The following is a 23,891-nucleotide window of genomic DNA, read 5'->3' on the forward strand; positions in this document are numbered from 1 at the left end:
TCCCAGTTCGCTGTGAAGTTTGGCAGGAGCCGTGGCCCGCGCACCCACGACCCGCCGCGCAGCGCGGGCCGAACGTCAGCGCGGCGCCGCGGCGGCGAGTCCCGTGACCATCCCGCGGAAGGTCCGGGTCAGCACGAGGCCGTAGAGCCAGCCCGTGCCGGGGCGCCCGGGGAAGAAGGTGGCGCTCCACCGGATGCGCGTGCCCGTCCCGGCCGGTGTCAGATCCACGACGGCCCGGTAGTCGCGCAGCGGCAGGCCGGAGAGCAGCGCGTAGCTCAGGCGACGGGCAGGCTCCCGCTCCACGATCTCCTCCTGCACGCAGTGCCGCCCGGTGTTGAACTGCGCGATGCCGCCGAGCCCGTCCGGCGTGCCGTCCCGGCCGGGCCGCACGCCGGAATGCGAGCCGAGCGGCGACCAGTTCGGCCACGTCGACCGGTCGGAGAGCAGCGACCAGACCGCGTCGGGCCCTGCCTCCGTGGTGGTCTCGGCGGCGATGCGCTTCATCCTCATGTCAGCCTCCTGATGTACAGCTCGTGAGCCGCGTCGGTGGCCGCGCGGTCACCGGTGGCCAGTAGGTCGAGCAGGAGCCCGCGGACGGTCGCGAGGCCGAGCCGGACGGTGGTGCGGGCCTCGTCGGACGGCAGCCCGCGATCGACGAGCAGACCGCTGAGCTGGTCGATCCAGGCCGGCACGACCCACTCCAGCATCGGCGCGGCACCCGGGTCGCCCTGCAGCGCGCGGCCGTACAGCTCGAAGAAGAGCCGCTCGTGCGGGTGCAGCCGCGGATCGGCCACGCGCTCCCACATCCGGCGGGCCAGGTCGGCCGTCGACGCGCCCGGGTCCGCGGCCAGCTCGGCCATCGCGTCGCGCTGCTGCTCCTCGACGGTGCGGACGATCGCGAGCAGCAGCCCGTCGCGGGACCCGAAGTGGTAGATCAGCATCCGATGGCTGGTGCCGATCGCCGACGCGATGCCGCGCAGGGTGGCGCCGCCGAGGCCGTGCTCGGCGAGGTGGGCGATCACCGACGCCAGCAGCGCCGCCTTCGCGTCCCCCTCCACACGAGGGACTGTACCACTTGGTACATGGCGCCTCGTCAGCGCACAGGCACCTGCACCGCGGCGAGCACGTCCGCCACCCGCACCGGGGCGCCAGTGCGGGCCGACTCGTACACCGCTTGCACGGTGGCCAGCGCGAGCAGCGCGTCGTCCAGCGTGACGCCGGGGCGGCGGCCGGTGCGGATCGCCTCGACGATGTCGCGGTACTGCCGGGCGTGCCCCGTGAACATCGGACCGTGGGCCGGGTCGGAGTCCTCGCCGGCCGGCAGGACGCGCGCGGTCTGGTCCGAGCGGTCACCCTGGTCGGCACCGACCCCCGCGTCCCCGCCCGCCTCGGCCCCCGCCAGCTCCTTGCTGTGGAAGTACCGGAGCCGGTCGTCGTCGATCACGGCGGAGCCGGCGTCGCCCAGCACCTGCAGCCGGACGGAGAGGCCCGGGTAGGCGGCCGTGGTGGCGTGCAGGGTGGCCAGCGCGCCCGACTCGAACCGGACGACCGCGGCGACCGTGTCCTCCACCTCGACGCGCTCGTGCGCGAGCAGCCCGGCGAGCGCCGTGACCTCGACCGGTGTGCCGAGGAACCACACCAGCAGGTCGACGGTGTGCACGCCCTGGTTCATGAGCGCGCCGCCGCCGTCGAGCTCCCAGGTGCCACGCCAGGCACCGGAGTCGTAGTAGTCCTGGCTGCGCCACCACGACACCGTCGCCACCGCCGACGTGATGCAGCCGAAGCGGCCCGCACCGATCGCCTCGCGCACCGCCACGCTCGCCGGGTCGAAACGGTGCTGGCTGATCACCGTGACCACGGTGCCCTCCGGCGCCGCCGCGGCAGCCGCCGCGATCGGGGCGGCCGCCTCGATCGTGACGTCCACCGGCTTCTCCACCACCACGTGCCGGCCGGTCTCCAGCGCCGCAACCGCGATCTGCGCGTGGGCCCCACTGGGTACGCAGATCGCCACCGCGTCGACGTCCTCGCGGGCCAGCGCCTCGTCCAGGGACGTCGTGACGGCCGGCGCCGGGTCGAGACGCCGGGCGAGCGCTCCGGCGACCGCCGCATCGCTGTCCACGAGCACGCTGACCGCCGTGTCCGGGTCGGCGGCGAGCACCTCGGCGTGCAGCGCGCCGATCACCCCGCAGCCGACCACCGCGAACCGCAGCGTCACCGGTACTCCACCCCCACCGCGTCGAGGATCCGCGTGAACGCCGTGGTCGCCCGGCGGAAGTGGTGCTCGCCGGAGAACCCGCCGAGCGCACCCGCGGTGGCCAGGTGCGGCTCCATCGAGCAGAACCCGTCGTAGCCGTCGGCCTGGAGCGCGCGCACCGTGGCCTCCACCTCGCCGTCCCCGGCCCCGGCCGGCACGACCGTGCCGTCCGCCAGCAACGCGTCCTTCACCTGCAGGTACTCCAGGTGCGGGCGGAGCGCCTCGTAACCGTCGGTGAACGGGGTGACGCCGACCTGCACGAAGTTGGCCGGGTCCCAGGCGAGCCGCAGCGCCGGCGAGCCGACGGACTCCACGATGTCGAGGCAGCGCTGCGGGGTGTCGCCGTAGATCTCCTTCTCGTTCTCGTGCAGCAGCACGACGTCGTGCCCCGCGGCCTCCGCGGCCAGCGCGGCCATCCGGCGCAACACCTCGTCGCGGTGCGCCGCCGGGTCGTCGCCCTTGGGGATGAAGAAGGAGAAGAGCCGGATGTAGGGCGCCTGCAGCGCCCGGGCCACGTGCAGGGCGCGACGCATCCGCACCAGGTGGGCCTCGAAGTCGTCGAGCACCCCGATCTTGCCGATCGGCGAACCGACCGAGGAGGTACCGATGCCGGCGCGCTCCAGCGTGGCGCGCACCTTCTCCAGCCGGTCGTCGTCGAGATCCAGGACGTTGGTGTCCCACGCGCTGCGGAACTCGATGTGGCGGATCCCGAGGTCGGTGAGGACCCGGCACTGCTCGTCGAGATCGGGGGAGATCTCGTCGGCGAAGCCGGAGAGGGTCCACATGCTGTTACGCTCCCGTCTGGGCGCCGTCCGATCGGGGCGCCCGGCAACCGAGCGTAGTAGGGGCTCGGCGCGGCGATTGCCGATCCAAGGGCCCGGGTAGGCGGGGGCCATGACGTCGACGGATGCGGAAGCCCGGCCGCGGGTCGTGATCGTCGGAGGCGGGTTCGCCGGGCACACGGCGGCGCGCGGGCTCGCGAAACGGATCGGCCACGCGGCCGAGATCGTGTTGATCAACCCCACGGACTACTTCCTCTACCTGCCGCTCCTGCCCGAGGTCGCGGCCGCCGTGATCGACCCGCGACGGATCACGGTGCCGCTCGCGGCGACGTTGCCCGGCGTGCGGGTCGCGCTCGGGGAGGTCGACGCCATCGACCTCGACGCCCGCACGGTCGGCTGGGCCGACCCCGAGGGCGGTCGGGGCGAGCTGCGCTACGACCGGCTCGTCCTCGCCGCCGGCAGCGTCAACAAGCTGCTCCCGATACCCGGCGTGGCCGACCACGCCCACGGCTTCCGCGGCATCCCGGAGGCCCTCTACCTGCGCGACCACATCACCCGGCAGATCGAGCTGGCCGCCTCCGCCACCGACCCCGCGGAACGCGAGGCGCGCTGCACGTTCGTCGTGGTGGGCGCCGGCTACACCGGCACGGAGGTCGCCGCCCAGGGCCCGCTGTTCACCGACGCGCTGGTGCGCCAGCACGCCGCGCTGCACGACCAGCCGGTGCGCTGGCTGCTGCTCGACCTCGCCGAACGCGTCCTGCCCGAGCTGGACCCGCGGCTCTCGCACACCGCGGACCACGTGCTGCGCGAGCGCGGGGTCGAGGTGCGCACCGGGCAGTCGGTGCAGGAGGCCACCCGCGAGCATGTGTGCCTCACGACCGGGGAGAAGGTGCCCACCCGGACCCTGGTGTGGTGCGTCGGGGTGCGGCCCGACCCGCTCGTGGAGGGCGTCGGGCTGCCCACGGAGAAGGGCCGGCTCGCCGTCGACACCCAGCTCGCGGTTCCCGATCACCCCGACGTGTTCGCCTGCGGCGACGCGGCCGCGGTGCCGGACGTGACGCGTCCCGGGGAGGTCACGGCGATGACCGCGCAGCACGCCACCCGGCAGGGCAAGCTCGCCGCGCGCAACGTCGCCGCGTCCCTCGGGTTCGGGTCGCCCCGCGGCTACCGCCACCACGACCTCGGCTTCGTCGTCGAGCTCGGCGGGCACGACGCCGCCGCCAACCCGCTGCACGTGCCGCTCTCCGGCGTCGTGGCCAAGGCCGTCACCCGCGGCTACCACCTGTTGTCGATGCCGACCAACCGCACCCGCACCGCAGCCGACTGGCTCCTCGACGCGGTGCTCCCCCGCCAGACCGTGCAGCTCGGGCTCGTCCGCGGGTCCGACGTGCCGCTCGAGACGGCTTCACCCGAGGTGGGAGGACCGAAGGGACCGGCGGCGAGGCGGTGATCGGGTAGCTTCCGCCCGTGGAGCGGGAGAAGGTCACGCTGACCGGAGCGCCGGAGACACTGCTCGCCACCCTGTACGGGCGGGCGCTCGACAGCCGCGCACCCCGCTCCGTCCTGCACGACGAGACGGCGGCCCGCGTCGTCGAGCGGATCGACTACGACTTCCGCCGCACCGGGATGACCGCCACCACCGCGGCGGGGGTCGCGCTGCGCGGCCGGCAGCTCGACACCTGGACGCGCGAGTTCCTCGACGCCCACCCCGAGGCCACCGTCCTGCACCTGGCGTGCGGGTTGGACACCCGCGCCCAACGGCTGGCGACGGGCCCGTCCGTCCGCTGGATCGACCTCGACCACCCGGAGGTCGTCGCGCTCCGGGAGCGCCTGCTGCCGCCCCCTGCGGGCGACTACCGCCTCGTCGGCGCCTCTGCCACCGACGACGGCTGGCTCCAGGCGGTGCCCGCCGACCGTCCCACCGTCGCCGTGTTCGAGGGCCTCACGATGTACCTGCACGAGGAGGACGGGCGCCGGCTGATCGAGCGGATCACCGGCCGGTTCCCGAGCGGCCAGCTGCTCTTCGACTGCTACGGCACCATCGGCATCCGGATGCAGAAGCTCGTCACCGCCGTCCGCAACTCCGGCGCCACCCTGCACTGGGGCATCGACGACCCCCGCGAGCTCGAGGCCTGGCACGACGGCCTGGTGCTCCTCGACGCCCTGCGCAGCGTCGACATGCCCGGCCTGGACCTGCTCCCCCGCGCCGGCCGCGTCCAGATGCGGGTGCTCGCACGGCTGCCCAAGCTCCGGGACGTGGGGCGGATCCTGCGCTACCGCTTCTGACGGCCACCCCGATCAGCCACACACCAACTGTGGTGCTCCCACACCAACTGCAGTTCGTGTGCCGGCTACACAGTTGGTGTGCGACCGCCCCCAAGCCGCGGCCCACCCCCTCGCACACCAACATCAGCGCTCCCACACCAACTGCAGTTCGGGTGCCGGCCCCACAGTTGGTGTGCGACCGGCCTCGGGGCTCAGCGCACCAGGCGGAAGAAGGCCCGCAGCTCCGCCGCGAAGAGCTCCGGCTGCTCGAAGGCCGCGAAGTGGCCGCCGCGCTCGGGCTCGTTCCAGTAGCGGATGTCGGGGAAGCGGCGGGCCGCCCAGCGCCGGGACGGGCGGGGGTTCTCGTGCGGGAACACCGAGCAGCCGACGGGGACGCGCACCTCGTCGGTGGTCTCGCCGGCGAACGTGCGCTGCACCTCCCGGAAGCTCTCCCAGTACAGCCGCGCGGCCGATGCGCCGGTGCCTGGCAGCCAGTAGAGCATCAGGTTGTCCAGCATCCGGTCGCGGGTGATCGTGCTCGCCGGGTCGGTCCAGGCGTGGAACTTCTCGACGATCCACGCGGCGAGCAGGGCCGGTGAGTCGACGAGGCCGTACCCGATCGTCTGCGGGCGGGTGGACTGCTGCATCGAGTAGCCGTCGCCGTCCGCCCGGCCCCGGGCGAGGTCGTCGAGGGCGGCCCGCTCGGCCGCGGTGAGGTCGTCGAACGTGGCCGGGTCCGGGGCCGCGAGGGGTGGGACGAGGTGGATGCCCGCGACGTGGGCCGGGTCGAGCTTGCCGATCCAGGTGCTGACCGACGTGCCCCAGTCGCTGCCGGCGGCGCCGTAGCGGTCGTAGCCGAGCCGGGCCATGAGCTGCGCCCACGCCGCGGCGATGCGCTGCACGGTCCAGCCGCGGCGGGCCGGCCGGTCGCTCCAGCCGTATCCGGGCAGCGAGGGGCACACGATGTGGAACGGGTCCGGCGGCTCGGTCAGCAGCGCGATGACATCGAGGAACTCGACGACGGAGCCGGGCCAGCCGTGCGTGAGCACGAGAGGCAGGGCGTCCGGGTGCGGCGAGCGGACGTGCAGGAAGTGGATGCCGAGGCCGTCGAGCTCGGTGCGGAACTGTGGCAGCGCATTCAGCCGCGCCTCGGTGGCGCGCCAGTCGTAGCCGTCGGCCCAGTACGCGCACAGCTCCTGCAGGTGCGCGATCGGCACGCCCTGCTCCCAGCCGTCGACGGTCTCGCGCTCGGGCCATCGGGTGCGCCGCAGCCGGTCGCGCAGGTCGGTCAGGTCGGCGTCGGGCACCGCGACGCGGAACGGGGTCACGCGCACGGGTCCAGGAGGCGCGCGAGCTGCGCGAGGTCGGCGATGCGCAGGTCGCCGTCCAGCCCGCGGAGTGCGGCCGTGCGCATGCCGGCGGCCCGGCCGGACGCGAGGCCGGGCTCGCTGTCCTCCACCACCAGGCACGCCGCGGGATCGACGCCGAGCCGGGCGGCCGCGATCCGGAACCCCTCCGGGTCGGGCTTGCCGCGCCGGACGTCCTCGACCGTCACCAGCGCTTCCCGCCGGGGGTACGTCGGGGGTATCGGTGGATCCAGCTTCTCGCTGGGCGTGCCGGCGGGCAGTCCTCGTTCCGGGTTGTGCTCGGGCTGTTCGCCGGTGCGTCCAGCGTGGAGCTGGGCCGCCGAGACCCTTGGCGCACCTCCGGCGGGGAGCGCTAGCAGCGGCGGTTCGATCCCCGCCGCACCCAGTCGCGCCTTGGCCAGCCGCACGTCCGCGCTGGTCACGACGGCCCAGGGCAACCCCAGCCGGTCCAGCGCGGCGAGCAGTTCGGGCGCGCCCGGCGCGGCGACGACGTCCGCGACGTCGTCGTACTGCAGGTCCATCTGGCGCTGCGCGGACGCCGCGACGGCCCCGTCGTCGAGCTCGGGGAGCAGGCGGCGCACGGTGGGCCCGGGCGGGCTGCCGTGCGCGATGGCGATCACGGATGCCGGGTCGAGACCGTGCTCGGCCGACCAGGTGCTCCACGCCCGCTCCACGGCCGCGTCCGAGTCGACCAGGGTGCCGTCCATGTCGAGCAGGACCGCGCGCACCGACGTCATCTCCATGGGACCTCCGATTAAACTCGGTATCCGAACATAATCTGCCCGGCGACGAACCCGCGGCCCGACCCGGGGTGGGGCGTGCCCCACCCCGGGTCGGAGGTCAGCACGGTGGGCCGCCGATCACCACCTCGGCAGGCTCCTCGCCATGAAGACGCTCGCCGTGGCCGCCGCCGTCACCGTCCTCCTCGCCGCTTCGGCCGCCTGCGCCGCGCCGGCCACCGCCGAGCCCACCGCGCTCGCCTGGGGTCCGTGCCCCGGGGGGAACGCCGACCCGCGCCAGCGGTGCGCAACCCTCGACGTGCCGCTCGATCACGACATCCCCACCGGCGAGCACATCGGGCTCGCCGTCTCCCGGATCCCGGCCGCGAACCCGGCGGCACGCCACGGCACGCTCGTGCTCGTGCCCGGCGGACCCGGCGAACCCGGCCTGGACGACCCGTCCGACGCCGCCTCCCGCCTCCCGCAGGAGATCCTCGACGCGTACGACATCGTCGGTTTCGACCCGCGCGGGGTCGCCCGCTCCGCGCCGGTGAGCTGTGGGCTGGCGACGGAGGACCTGTCCCTGGTGAAGCTGCGCTCATGGCCTGCGGCGAACGGCGACATCGCGGAGAACGCCGCCTTCGCCGAGCGCACCGCCGACGCGTGCGCGGAGCACGGCGGCCCGCTGCTGGCCGAGATCAGCACGGCGAACGAGGCCCGCGACATCGACCTGATCAGGGCGGCGCTGGGGAAGGACCAGGTGTCGCTGTGGGGCGTCTCGTACGGCACGTACGCCGGCGCCGTCTACGCCCAGCTGTTCCCCGGGCGCACCGACCGGGTCCTGCTCGACAGCGTCGACGATCCCGACCCGCAGCGGGTGGCCCGCGGCTGGCTGGCGAACTACGCGGTCGGCGTCGAGGACGCGTTCCCGGCCTTCGCGCGGTGGGCGGCCGACCCGGGCAACCCGGAGCGCCTGGCCGACATCCCGGAGGCGGTGCGGAAGCGGTTCCTCGACCTCGCCGAGCGCCTGGACCGGGACCCGCTGCCGTGGCCGGGCGCCAAGCCGCCGGAGCTGAGCGGCAACGTCTTGCGCCAGGCCCTGCTGGACGGTCTGTACGCACCCGACCGCTACCCGACGGTGGCGGGGCTGATCCGCACCGCGCGGGATGTCGCCGACGGCCGGCCCGGCGCCGCGCTGCCCCCGGCGAGGACCCCGCCGGACGAGGTGATGCAGAACTCGGCGGCCGCGGTCGCGGCGACGATCTGCAACGACGTCGCCTGGCCCACCGACATCGCCGCGTACCAGCGGGCCGTCGCCGAGAGCCGCCAGCGCCACCCGCTGACCGCCGGCATGCCGGTGAACGTGACGCTCTGCGCGTTCTGGGATCGGCGGTCGGCCGAGGAACCGGTGCGGATCGGCGACGACGGCCCGGAGAACGTGCTGCTGGTACAGAACCTGCGCGATCCGGCGACGCCGCACTCCGGCGCGCTCGCGATGCGCGACGCGCTCGGGGACCGGGCGCGGATGGTGACCGTCGACGCCACCGGCCACGGCTCCTACGTCAAGACCGGCAACGCCTGCGGCGACGGCCTGGTGACCGGCTTCCTCCTGACCGGCGACCGCCCGGACGAGGATGTCTTCTGCCCGGCCGCCTGATCGCGAGCGGCATCAGGGCGTGTCTGGTGGATCAGGGTCGGTGGGCTTCGGGATCCGGATCGTCCCTGGCAAGGCGGAGGCGCGAGCCGTCGTACCTGGTGTACCCGGTCGTGCCGACAACGCAGCCAGGGGCGATCTGGGCCCGAAGACCGCGATCATGATCCGCCGGACACGCCCTAAACTCGGCAAGCAGGCATAATCCGCGAGGAAGGCCCGATGGCGAGCCCACGCTGGCACGGAGCACTCACCGTGCTCACCGAGATGCGCCGCTCCCCGGGCACCACGCGAGCGGCGGTGGCGCAGCGGCTCGGGTTGTCCAGCGGCTCCGCCACGGACATCACGGCCCGGCTGCGCGAGCTCGCGCTGCTGACCGAGACCCCGGCGGCCGTGGAGGGACGCGGCCGGCCCACCACGATCCTCGCCCCGCACCCCGACGGCCCCGTCGTCATCGCCGTCGACCTGCGCCACGAGGACTGGCGCTGCGCGGTGGCCGGCCTCGACGGCCACCCGACCGTCGTGGACGGCGCCCCGCACGCCATTCGCGAGCCCGAGCGGGCCGTTGCCGCCGTCCGGGAGGCGATCCGGCGTGCGCACGCCGGGCTGCGGGACCGGGTCCGCGCGGTCGGCGTCGCGGTCGCCGCCACCGTGCAGGACGGGCGCGTCGTGCAGGCGTCCACTCTGGGCTGGGGCCCGGTCGACCTCACCCCGCTCGGCCTGCCCGGCGTCCCGCTCCGGATCGACAACGACGCGACCCTCGCCGGGGTCGCCGAAGCCCGCGGCGGCGCGGCGGCGGGTGCCGGCACCGCGCTGCACGTCACGGTGGAGGTGGGGGTCGGCGGCACGCTCGTGGTGGACGGCCGGTCGGTGCGCGGGGCCACCGGCGCCGGCGGCGAGATCGGCCACCTGCCGTTCGGCGACCGGACGCTGCGCTGCCCGTGCGGCGCACTCGGCTGCTGGGACCTCACCGTCGACGGGCGCGCGCTCGCCCGCCACCTGGGCGAGCCGCCACCGCCCGATCCGCGTACCTACGCCAAGGCCGTGCTGGACCGGACCGACCCCACCGCCCGGGCCGCCGTCGGACGCGCGGCGGCGAGCCTCGGCGGCGGCATCGCCGGCCTCGTCAACGCCCTCGACCCGCAGGTCGTGACACTGGGCGGGCTCGCGCAGCCGCTGCGGGCCGCCGGGGCGGGCGCGTTCACCGAGGCGTTCACCGGCGGGCTGATGACGTTCCGCCGGGCGGCTCCTCCCCCGCTGCGCGCCGCGGCGCTGGGGGACGGCGCGGCGCTGCACGGGGCAGCCGCCACGGCCCTGGACGCGGTGCTCACCGAGGAGTCGCTCTCGACGTGGGCGCGGCTGCGAGGCGCGTAGGCCACGTCCGATTGCCGCCAGCCCCGGCCGTCGCCGGTGTGCAGGCTCGGGTGCCATGACCGCCCGCTTCGACGAGCTCATCGATCGGTACGTCCTGACCAGCGCGGAGTTCGAGCAGCGGCTGCGGCGGGTGCGGGCCGACCAGTGGACCCTGCCCACCCCGTGCAGCGAGTGGAACGTGCGTGACCTGGTCAACCACATGGCCCGGGGGAACCTCAACTACGTCCGGCTCATCGGCGGCGCCACGAGCGCGGAGTTCCTGCGGCTCCGGGATGCCGACGCGCTGGGCGCGGATCCGGTCGCGGCCTACGCGCGATCCGTCCGGGAGTGCGCGGCGGCCTTCGCGGCGCCGGGCGCCGTGCGGCGCACCGTCGACTACCCCCTCGGCCGGGTGACCGGGCGGCAGGCGCTGGCCGTGCGGACCACGGACAGCACGATCCACACCTGGGACCTCGCCCGCGCGATCGGCGCCGAGGACACCCTCGACGCCGGGCTGGTCCGGTGGATCGACGACCACCTCGACGAGATCTACGCCGGCCTCGCGGAGACACCCGTGTCGCTCGACTCCACCCACCGCTTCTTCGCCGCACCGCAGGGCGAGCCCGGTTCCGGCGCGTCGCGGCAGGACCGGCTGCTGCACCGAATGGGCAGGACCATCACGCACCGGCCGGGGCACGTCCGTATCTAGGCGCGCGGCTGGGACCCGTGCGCGGTCGCGCCTCCAGCAGCGGCAGGACACGGGGTTCGACCACCACCGAGAGCACCACCACGCTGGTCGAGCGGGCGATGGTGGGGCTGCGCCCCAGTGCGAGCAGGGTGTCCTGCAGATCCTGGTGGGACGACGCGCCCAGCCGGCAGAGGACATCGGACGAGCCGGTGGTGGCGTAGGCCTCCAGCACGGCGGGCAGGCCCGCGAGCTCCGCGGCGACGTCCGCCAGCTGACCCTGCGCGATCTCCAGCGTCGCGAAGGCCTGCACGGGGTATCCGGCCGCGGCCAGATCGACGTCGGGGCCGTAGCCGGTGACCACACCCTCGTGCTCCAGCCGGTCGAGCCGCGCCTGCACGGTGCCCCGCGCGACCCCCAGCGTGCGCGAGAGCTCCAGCACCCCGGCCCGCGGGCTCGCCCGCAACGCCCGCAACAGGTCGACGTCCAGCGCGTCCAACTCCATGTGGGCGGACTGTACAGCTGGTCCGGCTATCAAGCGCACAATCCGTTCAGGACGACCAGATCCGATGCCGGGAGTTGCGTAGCAGTTACGACGTGAGCTGTCCTGTGCCATGGCCATCGAGCAGACCCTCACCAACCAGGAGCGCCTGGCCGAGCTGGACCTCGACCAGCTGCGGCAGCTCGTCGGGCTCGTCGAGTACGACGCCGGGGGCGACCCCTTCCCGGTCACCGGCTGGGACGCCGTCGTGTGGGCCGTCGGCAACGCCACCCAGGCCGCCGCCTTCTACCAGCTCGCCTTCGGCATGGAGCTCGTCGCGTACTCCGGCCCGGAGACGGGCAACCGCGACCACCACGCGTACGTCCTGCGCTCGGGCGCGATCCGCTTCGTGCTGAAGGGCGGGGTGGACCCGGCCAGCCCGGTGCTCGACCACCACCGGCGCCACGGCGACGGGATCGTCGACATCGCGCTCGAGGTGCCGGACGTCGACCGCTGTATCCGCCACGCCCGCGCCGAGGGCGCCACGGTGCTGGAGGAGCCGCACGACGTCACCGACGAGCACGGCACCGTCCGGCTCGCCGCGATCGCCACCTACGGCGAGACCCGGCACACGCTCGTGGACCGCTCCGGCTACACCGGCCCCTACCTGCCCGGATACGCGGCACGCACCTCCGCGCGGCCCGCGCGGAAGCGGCTCTTCCAGGCGCTCGACCACGTCGTCGGGAACGTGGAGCTGGGCCGGATGGACGAGTGGGTGGGCTTCTACCACCGGGTCATGGGCTTCACGAACATGGCGGAGTTCATCGGGGACGACATCGCCACGGAGTACTCGGCCCTGATGAGCAAGGTGGTGGCGAGCGGCAACCACCGCGTCAAGTTCCCGCTGAACGAGCCCGCGATCGGCAAGAAGCGCTCGCAGATCGACGAGTACCTGGAGTTCTACGGCGGCGCCGGCGCCCAGCACCTCGCGCTCGCCACGAACGACATCCTGCGCACCGTCGACGCGCTGCGCGCCGCCGGCGTCGAGTTCCTCCCGACACCCGACTCGTACTACACCGACCCCACCCTGCGGGCGCGGATCGGGGAGGTCCGGGTGCCGATCGAGGAGCTGCGGGCCCGCGGCATCCTCGTCGACCGCGACGAGGACGGCTACCTGCTGCAGATCTTCACCAAGCCGGTCGGCGACCGCCCGACGGTGTTCTTCGAGCTGATCGAGCGCCACGGCTCCCTGGGCTTCGGCAAGGGCAACTTCCAGGCGTTGTTCGAGGCGATCGAGCGCGAGCAGGCGAGGCGGGGGAACTTCTAGGCGGTTCAGACCATGATTTTGGGTAGCTGCGTCGTCTTCGGGGTCGCCGTCGCCTTCTCCGAGCCCGCGCCGGTCAGCGCCCGGACCTCCATCTCGGCCTGCCGGGCGTCGGCCCCATCGTCCTTGCGGCCGAGGAAGGTGCCGATCACCCCGAGCAGGAACGACGCCGGGATGGACACCAGGCCGGGGTTGGCGAGCGGGAAGACGGCGATGTCGAGGCTCGGGACCATCGCCGTCGGGCGGCCGGACACCGCGGGTGAGAGCACGATCAGCCCCACGCTGATGCCGAGGCCGCCGTAGATGCTGCACAGCGCGCCCATGGTGTTGAACCGCTTCCAGAACAGCGAGTAGAGGATCGTCGGCAGGTTCGCCGACGCCGCCACCGCGAACGCGAGCGCCACCAGGAACGCCACGTTCTGGTTGCGGGCGACGATGCCCGCCAGCACCGCCACGACGCCGACGAGCACCGCGGTGCGGCGCGCGACCCGCACCTCGGCGTCCGGCGACGCGTTGCCCCGCTTGATGACGTTCGCGTAGACGTCGTGGGCGAACGACGCCGACGCCGTGATCGTCAGGCCGGCCACCACGGCGAGGATCGTGGCGAACGCGATCGCCGAGATGATCCCGAGCAGGAGCTCCCCGCCGAGCTGGTAGGCCAGCAGCGGGGCCGCGGAGTTGGTACCGCCGGGAGCGGTGGCGATCCGCTGCGCGCCGCCGGGCACGAGTGCGGCCGCGCCGTAGCCGAGCACGAGCGAGAACAGGTAGAAGATGCCGATCAGCCAGATCGCCCACACCACCGAGCGCCGCGCCTCCTTGGCGTTGGGCACGGTGTAGAAGCGCATCAGGATGTGCGGCAGGCCGGCCGTGCCGAGCACCAGCGCGAGGGCCAGCGACAGGAAGTCGATCTTGGCGAGGTCGGACGCACCGTACTGCAGGCCGGGGATGAGCAGCTTCTCCCCGAGCTCCTTGACCGCGCCCGTGGACGTCGTCATCGACGGGTTCGCCTCCACCGCCTCGCCCAGCAGCTCGGAGAAGTCGAACGCGTGCCGCCCGAGCACCCACGTCACCAGGGTGGCGGCGCCCACCAGCAGCAGCCCGGCCTTGATGATCTGCACCCACGTGGTGCCCTTCATGCCCCCCACCAGCACATAGGTGATCATCAACAGCCCGACGACCGCGATCACGACGCCCTGGCCGAACGTGTTGCTGTTCGGGATCTGCAACAGCAGGGCGATCAGCGCACCCGCACCGGCCATCTGGGCCAGCAGGTAGAACAGCGACACCACGAGCGTGGAGGTGGCGGCCGCCGCCCGCACCGGACGCTGCCGCATCCGGAAGCTCAGCACGTCGCCCATCGTGAACTTGCCGGTGTTGCGCAGCAGCTCCGCGACCAGGAGCAACGCCACCAGCCACGCGACGAGGAACCCGATCGAGTAGAGGAACCCGTCGTACCCGTTCACCGCGATCGCACCCGCGATACCGAGGAACGAGGCCGCCGACAGGTAGTCACCCGCGATGGCGATGCCGTTCTGCGGACCGGTGAACGACCGGCCGGCCGCGTAGTAGTCCGACGCGGTCCGGTTGCTGCGGCTCACGCGGAACACCACGACCAGCGTCACGAGGACGAACGCCGCGAACACGGAGATGTTGAGGACCGGGCTGCCGAGGTTCTCGGACATCAGTGCTGCCCCTCCATGCGGGTGCGGATGGACTCCGCGACGGGGTCGAGCCGGGCGCCGGCGTAGCGCACGTAGAGCCCGGTGATCACGAAGGTCGTCACGAACTGCAACAGGCCGACGACGATCCCCACGTTGATGTAGCCCAAGAGCGGGATCGCCATGAGGCGGGGCGCGTAGGAGGCGACCAGGACGTAGCCCAGGTACCAGAGCATGAAGGCCGCGCTCATCGGGAACACGAACCGCCGCAGTCGCGACCGCAGCTCGGCGAACTCGGGGCTCGCCTGAACCCGCTCATGGAGCGTCTGCTCGTCTCTCACCCGGCACCGTCCCAAATCAACTTTCGAGGTGTCTGCCAGCCCGGTGCAACGACCGCGGGACCAACCGGTTCCGCAGCCCTGACCTGCAAGATCGAATTTCGGGCACGATGGGGAGCGCCGTTCTCGATGGGGCCGACCCGACCGGGTGAAAGTACGTGGGACGCGGTGAGCGTCATCACGCAGCAACGCAGGAACGGCCACCCGGAGTAACCGAATAGGGCCGGTGCCTGCGATCTTCATTCCTTCGGGCCGACTTCTCGCCGCACTCCCGAGCGACAGGCCGATGCCCCGGCGTGACGGACCCCGCGGCTACGCTCCCCCGCGATGGGGGGAACCAGGGAGCTCGTCCGGGCCGCGGCGCGCCCGGTCGCGGTCACCGCGGCCACCGCGGCCTGGGTGCTCGGCGCCGTCGTCAACGACCTCGACGGCTGGTCGTTCACGCTCGCGGCGGCGGTGGGCGCCGTGCTCACCGCGCTCGCCGTCGGCATCCCGCTGCGGGCCGAGCACAACGCGCGTGTGCGCGCCGACAGCGCCGAGCAGATCGCCGAGGACGCGTCGGCGCGCATCCAGCTGGTGTTGAACGACGCGCTCGAGCCCCTCACCTACCTCATCGGTCGCATCACCGACCGCAGGCGCTGGTCGTTCGGGCGGGAGGCGGGCGAGCTGCAGGGCCAGGCCATGGCGGTGGTGCTGTCGGCGGCCGCCGAGGTCCTCGGTGCCGACCGCCTGCGCTCCTGCTTCTTCGTCCGTGAGGACGAGAAGCCGGTCCGGCTCGTGCCGTCGGCGTTCCACGGGCGCGCGGAGGAGCCGCGCACCACGTTCGTGGAGGGCACGGATCTCGGTGACTTCGCGCTGGGCCTGCTCGCCCGGCGCGAGGACCTGTTCTGCGCCGACACCGAGACCGCTTTCCCGCCCGGCTGGGACCCGGGCCCGCACAAGTACCGCACCTTCATCGTGGTGCCGGTGGCCACGGAGGCCCGCCAGTTCGGGATCCTCACCGTCGACGGGCTCGAGGTCGGCGACCTCACCGAGGACGACGTCGCAGCCGTACGGGTGCTCGCCCGCCTCTTGGCGGTCGCCCTGGGCACCTGAACCCGGCTATCCTTGGGTCGTGGCGAAATCCCGGAAGAACGGCGACGACGTCCAGCGCGCCCGGCTGGCCCGGCTGCTGAGCGACCCGGCCACCTATTTCGCCGACGCCCGCCGCCAGGCCCACGAGCAGGCCAAGCGCCTGCTGGCCGCCCGCCTCGACGAGCACGGCGAGCCCTCCCCCGGCCGCCCCTGAGCCGGGGCCGACGGCTCACACCCCCAGCTGTCGCGTCACACACGAACCGTGGCGCTCACACACCAACTGCAGTTCATGTGCCGGCACCGAAGTTGGTGTGTGACCGGGTGAACGACGTCGCAAGCGAGACCTCCACACTTTCTCCACATCGCGACCAGCTCCCCTCCACAGCCGCGGCCTAGATTCGGCGCCATGACCGGGGGGCGGCGGGTGCTGGTGGTCGACGACGAGCCGACGATCGCCGGGTCGATCGCCGCGCGCCTGCGGGCCGAGGGGTACGCGGTCGGGGTGGCGCACGACGGCCCGTCCGCGATGGCCCGGTTCGAGGCGGACGAGCCGGACCTCGTGGTGCTGGACGTCATGCTCCCCGGCTTCGACGGGCTGGAGGTGTGCCGCCGCATCCAGGCGCACCGGTCCGTCCCGGTGCTCATGCTGACGGCCCGCGACACCGAGACCGACCTGCTGGTGGGTCTCGCCGTCGGCGCGGACGACTACCTGACGAAGCCGTTCTCGATCCGGGAGCTGGCCGCCAGGGTCGGGGTGCTGTTCCGCCGGGTCGAGCGCGCGGCGGCCGCGCACCGGGTGACGGGGCGGATCGTGCTCGGCGACCTGGAGATCGACCCCGCTGAGCGGCGCGTGCTGCGCGGCGGCGCGGCCGCCCACCTCACGCCAACCGAGTTCGACCTGCTCGTGCACCTGGCCAAGCAGCCACGCACCGTGCACCCGCGGGAGGCGCTGCTCGCGAGCGTGTGGGGCTGGGCCGACGCCACCGGCACCCGCACCGTCGACAGCCATGTCAAGGCGCTGCGCCGCAAGCTGGGCGCCGACCTCATCCGCACCGTGCACGGGGTGGGCTACGCCCTGGACATCCCCCGATGAGGCCGCTCGCGGACCTGCTCCCGCGGCCGCTCGACCCGCTGCGCTCGATCAAGCTCAAGATCAGTGTCCTGCTGCTGGGGTCCGGGGCGGCCGGCGCGGTGTACCTGTGGCTGGAGTACCGGTGGCTCCCGCCGCTGGCGACCACGCTCGTGGCGCTCGCGATCGTGCTGCTCACCGCGCAGCTGCTCGCCCACGGCATGACCCGGCCGCTGCGCGACATGACGGCGGCCGCGATCGCGATGGCGCGGGGGGACTACACCCGCCGGGTGCGGGCCACCTCGCGGGACGAGGTCGGCACACTCGCCACGGCCTTCAACCAGATGGCGGGCGACCTCGCCGCCGCCGACCAGCAGCGCCGCGAGCTCATCGCCAACGTGTCGCACGAGCTGCGGACGCCGATCGCCGCGTTGCAGGCCGTGCTCGAGAACGTCGCCGACGGCGTCGCCGAGCCCGACCCGGCCACCCTGCGCACCGCGCTCGCCCAGACCGAGCGGCTCGGCGCGCTCGTCCGCGAGCTGCTGGACCTGTCCCGCATCGACGCCGGCGCGCTCACGTTGCAGCCGGAGCTCGTGCAGCTCGTGCCGATGCTGGACCGGGCGGTGGCCGAGGCGCGGGTGGCGGCCGACGTGGCCGGGCGGGACGTCGGCTTCCGGCTCGACGTCGCGCCGCCGGGGCTCTCGGTGCGCGCCGACCCCAACCGGCTGCACCAGGTGGTGCTCAACCTGCTCGACAACGCGGCGCGGCACGCGCCGCCGGGAACGGACGTCCACGTCGTCGGACGTCGAGAGGGAGGGGATCTCGTGCTCGAGGTGCGGGACGAGGGGCCGGGGATCGCCCCCGAGGAACGGGACCGGGTGTTCCACCGCTTCACGCGCGGTGAGCGGGCCGTGGGCGGGGGCACCGGTCTCGGGCTCTCGATCGCCCGGTGGGTGGTGGACCTGCACGGCGGGCGGATCGCCGTCGTCGACGGGCCGGGGACGAACGGGCACCCGGGCTGCCGCATCCGCGTGACCCTGCCGGGGCGGTCGTGAACGAGGCGCCGCCGGCAGCGGCGGAGCCGGTCGAGCCGGTGGCGGCACCCGGGCCGGTGGCAGCGGGATCGCCCGTCGAGGTCTTCCCCCTCTGGCGCGCCCCGGCCACACCGCCCACGCGGCTGCTGCTCGGGGCGGCCGCGGCGGCGGGACTCACCACGGCGATCGTGCTGCCACTGGAGCGGCCGGGGCTCGGCTGGTTCGTCGCCGCGGTCGTGAGCGCGGTCGTCGTGGCGGCGGTCGCCCGGCAGGCGCACCGCCTCGACCCCACCCCGCACGCACGGCGCGCGTACGCGGTCGACGGGGCCTGGGCGCTCGCCGCCGTCGGCCTGGTCGGGATCGGCGCCGTCCGGGACGCGGAGTGGCTGATCGCGCTCTGCCTGCTCGCGGCCGCGTGCGCGGCGTCGATCGCGGTGGCCGGGCGGCACTTCCGCAGCCTCGTCTTCAGCGCGATGGCCGTTCCGCTGGCCGCGATGCGGGCGCTGCCCTGGGTCGGGAGGGCGCTCTGGGCGGCGCGGCAGGGCGCCGGCGGGCACGCCGCCCGCACGACGGTGGCGGCTGCGGTCGGGCTGTGCCTGGTGGCCGTGTTCGCGCCGCTGCTCGCCTCGGCCGACCCGGCGTTCGCCCGGCTGCTGGACGACCTCGTGCCCACCGTCGACGACGCGGGCGTCGCGCGGGCGGTGCTGTTCGTGCTCGCCGCCTGCGCCGTGCTCGGCTGCGGGTTCCTGCTGGTGGCTCCGCCGGCCCCACCCGGACCGCGCCCGAGCGGCCCGGCCCGGCTGCGTCGCGTCGAGTGGGCCCTGCCGATCGGGCTGCTGGTCGCGCTCTTCGGGCTGTTCGTCGGGGTGCAGTTCGCGACGCTCTTCGGCTCGGACGACTACGTCCGGCGCACCACCGGCGTCACCTACGCCGAGTACGCGCGCGGCGGGTTCTGGCAGCTGCTCGCGGTCACCGTGCTGGCGCTGGGCGTCGTGCTGCTCGCCTCCCGGTACGCACCCACCCCGAGCCGCGCCGACCGCGCGTGGAAACGGGGCCTGCTGGCCACGCTCGCCGCGCTCACGCTGGTGATCGTCGCCTCGGCGCTGGGCCGCATGTGGCTCTACCAGGAGGCGTACGGCTTCACGACGTTGCGGCTCGTCGTGCTGACCTGCGAGCTGTGGCTCGGCGCCTGCTTCCTGCTCGTGCTGGGGGCGGTGCTGCGCCTGCGGGCGAGGCCGCTGGTCCGGGAGATGGCGGCCGCGGGAGTGGTGGCCCTGCTCGCGCTCGCGGTCCTCGACCCCGACGAGTTCGTCGCGACCTCCAACGTCGACCGGTACGCGACGACCGGTCAGCTCGACACCTGGTACCTGGGCACGCTGTCGGCCGACGCGGTGCCGGCCCTCGCCCGGCTGCCGGAGCAGCAGCGCTGCGAGGTCCTTCCCCGCATCGCCGCGAGGCTGACCGGACCGGAGGAGGGCTGGACGGGCTGGAACGCGTCCCGCACGGCGGCGCGCGAGGTGCTGGCCGAGATGCACTGCTGAGTCCCCGTGACGTGAACTAGGCTCGGTGGCACCACGTTCGCCGCCGAATGGGGAGCTCGATGACCGCCGTTCAGGAACCACCCACCGCGGTCCGCACCGTGGCCGTCACGATCGACGGCCGAGAGGTCACCGTCGCCGAGGGCACCACGATCTACGACGCGGCCCGGCAGGTCGGCGTGGACATCCCGGTGTTGTGCCACAACGAGCGGTACGACCCGGTCGGCGTGTGCCGGATGTGCGTGGTCGACACGGGCTCCCGCGTGTACGCCGCGGCCTGCGTGCGGCCGTGCGAGGACGGGATGCAGGTGCAGACCTCCACCCCGGAGGTCGAGCGTTCGCGAGCGGTGCTGACCGAGATGCTGATGGCGGACCAGCCGGCCCCGGAGGACGACCGCAAGCACACCACCACGCGGGACAACCTGCTGTTCGAACTCGCTGACGGGTACGACGTCGTCGGGCCGGACGGCCTGCCCCGCGGTTCGGGGCGGGGCACGGACCTGTCCAACCCGGTGATCGCGGTGGACCACGACGCGTGCATCCTGTGCGACCGCTGCGTGCGGGCGTGCGACGACGTGCAGGGCAACGACGTGATCGGCCGCTCCGGCAAGGGCTACTCCACTCGGATCGCGTTCGACCTGAACGACCCCATGGGCAAGAGCTCGTGCGTGACGTGCGGCGAGTGCGTGCAGGCCTGCCCCACCGGGGCGCTGACGAACAAGTCCATCGGTGGCATCCCGATCCGGCCCCGCGAGGAGCTGGACCAGGTCGACTCGGTGTGCCCGTACTGCGGCGTCGGCTGCGCGCTCACCTACAACGTCGACCGCGAGCGCGGCGCGATCGTCTTCGCCGAGGGCCGCGACCAGCCGGGTTCGCAGAGCAGGCTGTGCGTGAAGGGCCGTTACGGCTGGGACTACTCCGCCTCCCCGCAGCGGCTCACGATGCCGCTGATCCGCATCGACTCCTCGTACCCGAAGGGCCCGCTGTCCGCGGACGTGCGCGGTGACCGCAACAGCGAGAACGACCGGGGCCGCGCCGGATCGGGCGGCAACCGCAGCGGCGGCGGGAGCCGGGACAACCGGCCGGGCAAGGACCGCGGGCGCAAGCCGGGCGGCCTCGTCGACTACGACGAGGTGATGCCGCACTTCCGGGAGGCCACCTGGGACGAGGCGCTCGACCTCGTCGCCCGGCGCCTGAAGGAGGTCCACGCGGAGGGCGGGCCGGGTGCGATCGCCGGCTTCGGGTCGGCGAAGTGCTCCAACGAGGAGGCATACCTCTTCCAGAAGCTGATCCGCACCGGCTTCGGCACCAACAACGTCGACCACTGCACGCGCCTGTGCCACGCGTCGTCGGTGGCGGCCCTGTTCGAGGGGGTCGGCTCCGGAGCGGTGTCGACGACCTACGGCGACGTCGCCAACGCCGACGTCGTGATCATCACCGGTTCCAACCCGACGGCGAACCACCCCGTCGCGAGCTCGTTCTTCAAGCAGGCCCGCCGCCGGGGCACGAAGGTGATCTACGTCGACCCGCGTGCCTCCACGGTGGCGGAGCACGCCGACATCTTCGTGCAGCTCAAGCCGGGCACCGACGTGGCCTTCTACAACGCGCTGATGCACGAGGTGATCCGGCTCGGGCTGATCGACCGGGAGTTCATCGCCGGCCGCACGTCGAACTACGACGAGCTGGCCCGCACGGTGGCCGACTACCCGCCGGAGCGCGCCGCGCAGATCACCGGCGTCGACGCGGACACCATCCGTGAGGTCGCCCGCACCTGGGGCGAGGCGGGCGCCGCGGTCGTCTACTGGGGGATGGGGATCTCCCAGCACACGACGGGCACGGACAACGCCCGCTGCCTGATCGCGCTCTGCTCGATCACCGGCAACGTGGGCCGCCCGGGCACCGGGCTGCACCCGCTGCGCGGCCAGAACAACGTGCAGGGCGCCTCGGACGCGGGCTTGATCCCGATGTTCTACCCGGACTACCAGGGCGTTGACGCCGACGCGACGCGTGAGCTGTTCGAGCAGGCCTGGGGCACGCGGCTCGACCCCAACCGCGGCCTGACCGTCACCGAGATCGTCAAGTCGGCGCTGGAGCCGGGCGGCGTGCGGGGCATGTACATGCTCGGCGAGAACCCGTTCCTGTCCGACCCCAACACCAACAAGGTGCGCAAGGCGCTCGCGGCGCTCGACTTCCTCGTGGTGCAGGACATCTTCTTCACCGAGACCGCCGAGTTCGCCGACGTCATCCTGCCCGCCACCTCGTACCTGGAGAAGGACGGCACCTACACCAACACCGACCGCCGGGTGCAGCTCGGGCGCAAGGTTCTCGATCCACCGGGCGAGGCCCGCCCGGACTGGGTGATCGTGCAGGACATCGCGCGGCGGGTGGGGCTCGACTGGCGCTACGAGGACCCGAGCACGGTGTTCGACGAGATGGTCGAGCTGATGCCGTCGTACGCGAACCTGCGGTGGGACAACCTGGGCTCCTCCGGCAAGCTCTACCCGAACGCCGACCCGGAGCACACCGACGGCACGATCGTCATGTTCGACGACCGGTTCAACACCGACGACGGGCTCGCCCACCTCGTGCCCGCCCAGTGGCTGCCGCCCAGGGAGCTGCCCGACGCCGGCTACCCGATGGTGCTCAACACGGGGCGGCTGCTCGAGCACTGGCACACCGGCTCGATGACGCGGCGCTCGTTCGCGCTCGACGCGATCTCACCCGTGGCCGAGGTCTACATGCACCCCAAGGACGCCGCCGACCGCGGGTTGGCGCACGGGGAGCGGGCGCGGGTGCGGTCCCGGCGCGGCACGATCGAGCTGCTGGTGCGGGTGAGCCACCGCGAGCAGCTGGGCAACGTCTTCATCCCGTTCCACTTCCGGGAGGCGGCGGCCAACCTGCTGACCATCGACGAGATCGATCCGGTCGGCAAGATCCCGGAGTTCAAGTTCTGCGCGGTACAGGTCGAGGCTCTGTGAGCGAGCTTGCGAGCTCACCATCGACACAGCGAATCTTCGCGGCGGTGACGAGCGCCAGCGAGGAGGCGCCGTGAAGGAAGGGCCTCGGGCGGCCGGGAGGGAGTTCTTCTCCACCCGCACGGTCGCCGAGGCCCTCGCCGGGTTCCGGCCCGCGCGGCGCACCCCGGTGGAGGACGTGCCGCTCGCCGACGCCCTGCACCGGGTACCCGCCGGCGCCGTGCCGGCCGCGGCGTCGCTGCCCGGGTTCGCCCGCTCCACCGTCGACGGCTACGCGGTGCGCGCCGCCGACACGTACGGCGCGTCCGAGGCCCTGCCCTCCTACCTCGACCTGCTGGGCGCCGTGCGGATGGGCGCGGCTCCGACGGTGGCCGTACGGCCGGGTGGGGCGGTCGGGATGCCGACCGGCGGCGTGCTGCCCGACGGCGCCGACGCCGTGGTGATGGTCGAGCACACCGCCGAGACGATGCCCGGGACGATCGAGGTCACCCGGCCGGTCGCACCGGGCGGCGGGATCGTGCGCGCCGACGAGGACGTCGCGGCGGGCGATGCGCTCGTACGTGGCGGGCGGCCGCTGCGTGCCCCCGACCTCGGGCTGCTCGCGGCGGCGGGCGTCACCACGGTGCCGGCGCACGCCCGGCCGCGCGTGGTGATCGTCTCAACCGGCGACGAGGTCGTGCCGCCGGACACCCCGGCGCTGCTCCCCGGCCAGGTGCGCGACGCCACGGCCTCCGCGCTGGCCGGGCTCGTCCGGGACGCGGGTGGTGACCCGGTGGTCGCCGGGATCGTCTCCGACGATCCGGGCGCGTTGGAGGCCCGCCTGCGCGAGGTCCTCCCGGGGGCCGACCTGGTGGTCGTCTCCGCGGGCTCGTCGGTCGGCGCCCGCGACGAGACGGCGGGCGCCGTGGCCGCCCTCGGCGATGTCTGGTGCCACGGCCTCGCCATCAAGCCCGGCAAGCCGACGCTGCTCGCCGAGTGTTCCGGCGTGCCCGTGGTCGGCCTGCCCGGCAACCCGCTGTCGGCGCTGGTGGTGTTCCGGCTGGTCGGGGTGCCGCTGGTGTGGCGGCTGGCCGGTTGCGCCACCCCGCCCCCGGAACCGTCCACGCGCGCCCGCCTCGCCCGCGACCTCCCGTCGGCGGCGGGCCGGCTGGACGTGGTGCAGGTCGCTCTGCGGGACGGCGAGGCCGAACCGATCTTCGGCCCCTCGGCGCTCCTGTCGGTGCTCACCCGCGCCGACGGCTACGTGGTGGTGAACGAACCGGCAACGGGCCTGGAAGCGGGCCGCGAGGTGAAGGTGACCCTGTACGGGTAGGCGCCACCGAGC

22 protein-coding genes are annotated in these 23,891 nt (G+C 73.6%); 13 read left to right on the top strand and 9 right to left on the bottom strand.

Features of this window, described 5'->3' with window-relative positions; translation table 11 throughout:
• Nucleotides 1-75: 75 nt before the first annotated feature.
• Genes ACU436_RS07175 through ACU436_RS07190 form a run of 4 tightly spaced genes read right to left on the bottom strand, consistent with a single transcriptional unit; the run spans nt 76 to nt 3,039 of the window.
• Nucleotides 76-510 (bottom strand): SRPBCC family protein, encoded by a 435-nt coding sequence (locus ACU436_RS07175; RefSeq protein ID WP_459022912.1) that lies wholly within the window; start codon nt 508-510, stop codon nt 76-78.
• Complete coding sequence (locus ACU436_RS07180; protein ID WP_459022913.1) at nt 507-1,058, bottom strand: TetR/AcrR family transcriptional regulator; 552 nt, start codon at nt 1,056-1,058, stop codon at nt 507-509. Before ACU436_RS07180 ends, ACU436_RS07175 begins: the two co-directional genes overlap by 4 nt.
• A gap of 35 nt (nt 1,059-1,093) precedes the next feature.
• The gene (locus ACU436_RS07185; RefSeq protein WP_459022915.1) at nt 1,094-2,215 is read right to left on the bottom strand and encodes a Gfo/Idh/MocA family protein; all 1,122 of its coding nucleotides are present in this window, start codon (nt 2,213-2,215) and stop codon (nt 1,094-1,096) included.
• A complete protein-coding gene (locus ACU436_RS07190) occupies nt 2,212-3,039 on the bottom strand; it encodes a sugar phosphate isomerase/epimerase family protein (protein WP_459022916.1) in 828 nt (275 codons plus the stop codon). The genes ACU436_RS07185 and ACU436_RS07190 overlap by 4 nt, the downstream gene beginning before the upstream one ends.
• 109 nt (nt 3,040-3,148) lie before the next feature.
• Here ACU436_RS07190 and ACU436_RS07195 point away from each other — a divergent pair, with 109 nt between their 5' ends.
• Nucleotides 3,149-4,486 (top strand): NAD(P)/FAD-dependent oxidoreductase, encoded by a 1,338-nt coding sequence (locus ACU436_RS07195; RefSeq protein ID WP_459022917.1) that lies wholly within the window; start codon nt 3,149-3,151, stop codon nt 4,484-4,486.
• Nucleotides 4,487-4,503: 17 nt separating this feature from the next.
• Nucleotides 4,504-5,322 carry a class I SAM-dependent methyltransferase gene (locus ACU436_RS07200; protein WP_459022919.1) on the top strand — a complete coding sequence of 273 codons (819 nt, stop codon included), beginning with the start codon at nt 4,504-4,506 and terminating at the stop codon, nt 5,320-5,322.
• 191 nt (nt 5,323-5,513) lie between these two features.
• On the opposite strand, the gene ACU436_RS07205 is transcribed toward ACU436_RS07200, so the two are convergent.
• Together ACU436_RS07205 and ACU436_RS07210 are read right to left on the bottom strand one after the other, a co-directional pair.
• Nucleotides 5,514-6,635, bottom strand: coding sequence for an epoxide hydrolase family protein (locus ACU436_RS07205; RefSeq protein WP_459022921.1), 1,122 nt, complete (start codon nt 6,633-6,635; stop codon nt 5,514-5,516).
• Nucleotides 6,626-7,411, bottom strand: a complete 786-nt coding sequence (locus ACU436_RS07210; RefSeq protein WP_459022923.1) for an HAD-IA family hydrolase — start codon at nt 7,409-7,411, stop codon at nt 6,626-6,628. The genes ACU436_RS07205 and ACU436_RS07210 overlap by 10 nt, the downstream gene beginning before the upstream one ends.
• 142 nt (nt 7,412-7,553) lie before the next feature.
• Here ACU436_RS07210 and ACU436_RS07215 point away from each other — a divergent pair, with 142 nt between their 5' ends.
• The 3 genes from ACU436_RS07215 (at nt 7,554) to ACU436_RS07225 (ending at nt 11,100) form a co-directional block, all read left to right on the top strand.
• The gene (locus tag ACU436_RS07215; RefSeq protein ID WP_459022925.1) at nt 7,554-9,044 is read left to right on the top strand and encodes an alpha/beta hydrolase; all 1,491 of its coding nucleotides are present in this window, start codon (nt 7,554-7,556) and stop codon (nt 9,042-9,044) included.
• A 216-nt stretch (nt 9,045-9,260) separates the two neighbouring features.
• Nucleotides 9,261-10,412, top strand: a complete 1,152-nt coding sequence (locus ACU436_RS07220; RefSeq protein WP_459022926.1) for an ROK family transcriptional regulator — start codon at nt 9,261-9,263, stop codon at nt 10,410-10,412.
• A 55-nt stretch (nt 10,413-10,467) separates the two neighbouring features.
• Nucleotides 10,468-11,100 (top strand): TIGR03086 family metal-binding protein, encoded by a 633-nt coding sequence (locus tag ACU436_RS07225; protein WP_459022928.1) that lies wholly within the window; start codon nt 10,468-10,470, stop codon nt 11,098-11,100.
• Here the strand turns inward: ACU436_RS07225 and ACU436_RS07230 are convergent.
• Nucleotides 11,069-11,581: an Lrp/AsnC family transcriptional regulator gene (locus ACU436_RS07230; protein ID WP_459022929.1), complete on the bottom strand. Its 513-nt coding sequence runs from the start codon at nt 11,579-11,581 to the stop codon at nt 11,069-11,071. The two genes, ACU436_RS07225 and ACU436_RS07230, sit on opposite strands and share 32 nt — an antisense overlap.
• A gap of 109 nt (nt 11,582-11,690) precedes the next feature.
• On the opposite strand from ACU436_RS07230, the gene hppD reads away from it, so the two are divergent.
• Nucleotides 11,691-12,884 (top strand): 4-hydroxyphenylpyruvate dioxygenase, encoded by a 1,194-nt coding sequence (hppD, locus tag ACU436_RS07235; protein WP_459022930.1) that lies wholly within the window; start codon nt 11,691-11,693, stop codon nt 12,882-12,884.
• Between the two features lie 5 nt (nt 12,885-12,889).
• On the opposite strand, the gene ACU436_RS07240 is transcribed toward hppD, so the two are convergent.
• Nucleotides 12,890-14,563 (bottom strand): solute symporter family protein, encoded by a 1,674-nt coding sequence (locus ACU436_RS07240; RefSeq protein ID WP_459022932.1) that lies wholly within the window; start codon nt 14,561-14,563, stop codon nt 12,890-12,892.
• Nucleotides 14,563-14,880 (bottom strand): DUF485 domain-containing protein, encoded by a 318-nt coding sequence (locus tag ACU436_RS07245; RefSeq protein ID WP_459022934.1) that lies wholly within the window; start codon nt 14,878-14,880, stop codon nt 14,563-14,565. The genes ACU436_RS07240 and ACU436_RS07245 overlap by 1 nt, the downstream gene beginning before the upstream one ends.
• A gap of 324 nt (nt 14,881-15,204) precedes the next feature.
• Between ACU436_RS07245 and ACU436_RS07250 the strand changes: the two genes are divergently transcribed.
• The 7 genes from ACU436_RS07250 (at nt 15,205) to ACU436_RS07280 (ending at nt 23,879) form a co-directional block, all read left to right on the top strand.
• A complete protein-coding gene (locus tag ACU436_RS07250; RefSeq protein ID WP_459022936.1) occupies nt 15,205-15,972 on the top strand; it encodes a GAF domain-containing protein in 768 nt (255 codons plus the stop codon).
• 19 nt (nt 15,973-15,991) lie between these two features.
• Nucleotides 15,992-16,165 carry a hypothetical protein gene (locus tag ACU436_RS07255; RefSeq protein WP_459022938.1) on the top strand — a complete coding sequence of 58 codons (174 nt, stop codon included), beginning with the start codon at nt 15,992-15,994 and terminating at the stop codon, nt 16,163-16,165.
• Nucleotides 16,166-16,357: 192 nt separating this feature from the next.
• Nucleotides 16,358-17,044 (top strand): response regulator transcription factor, encoded by a 687-nt coding sequence (locus tag ACU436_RS07260; RefSeq protein ID WP_459022940.1) that lies wholly within the window; start codon nt 16,358-16,360, stop codon nt 17,042-17,044.
• Entirely contained in the window at nt 17,041-18,075 is a 1,035-nt protein-coding gene (locus tag ACU436_RS07265; RefSeq protein WP_459022942.1) for a HAMP domain-containing sensor histidine kinase, read from the top strand. The genes ACU436_RS07260 and ACU436_RS07265 overlap by 4 nt, the downstream gene beginning before the upstream one ends.
• Nucleotides 18,072-19,595, top strand: a complete 1,524-nt coding sequence (locus ACU436_RS07270; RefSeq protein WP_459022944.1) for a DUF4153 domain-containing protein — start codon at nt 18,072-18,074, stop codon at nt 19,593-19,595. The genes ACU436_RS07265 and ACU436_RS07270 overlap by 4 nt, the downstream gene beginning before the upstream one ends.
• Nucleotides 19,596-19,654: 59 nt before the next feature.
• A complete protein-coding gene (gene fdhF, locus ACU436_RS07275; RefSeq protein ID WP_459022946.1) occupies nt 19,655-22,570 on the top strand; it encodes a formate dehydrogenase subunit alpha in 2,916 nt (971 codons plus the stop codon).
• A 70-nt stretch (nt 22,571-22,640) separates the two neighbouring features.
• Nucleotides 22,641-23,879 carry a molybdenum cofactor synthesis domain-containing protein gene (locus ACU436_RS07280; RefSeq protein ID WP_459022947.1) on the top strand — a complete coding sequence of 413 codons (1,239 nt, stop codon included), beginning with the start codon at nt 22,641-22,643 and terminating at the stop codon, nt 23,877-23,879.
• Nucleotides 23,880-23,891: the final 12 nt, after the last annotated feature.

Source organism: Pseudonocardia wallangbongensis (genome assembly GCF_054486945.1).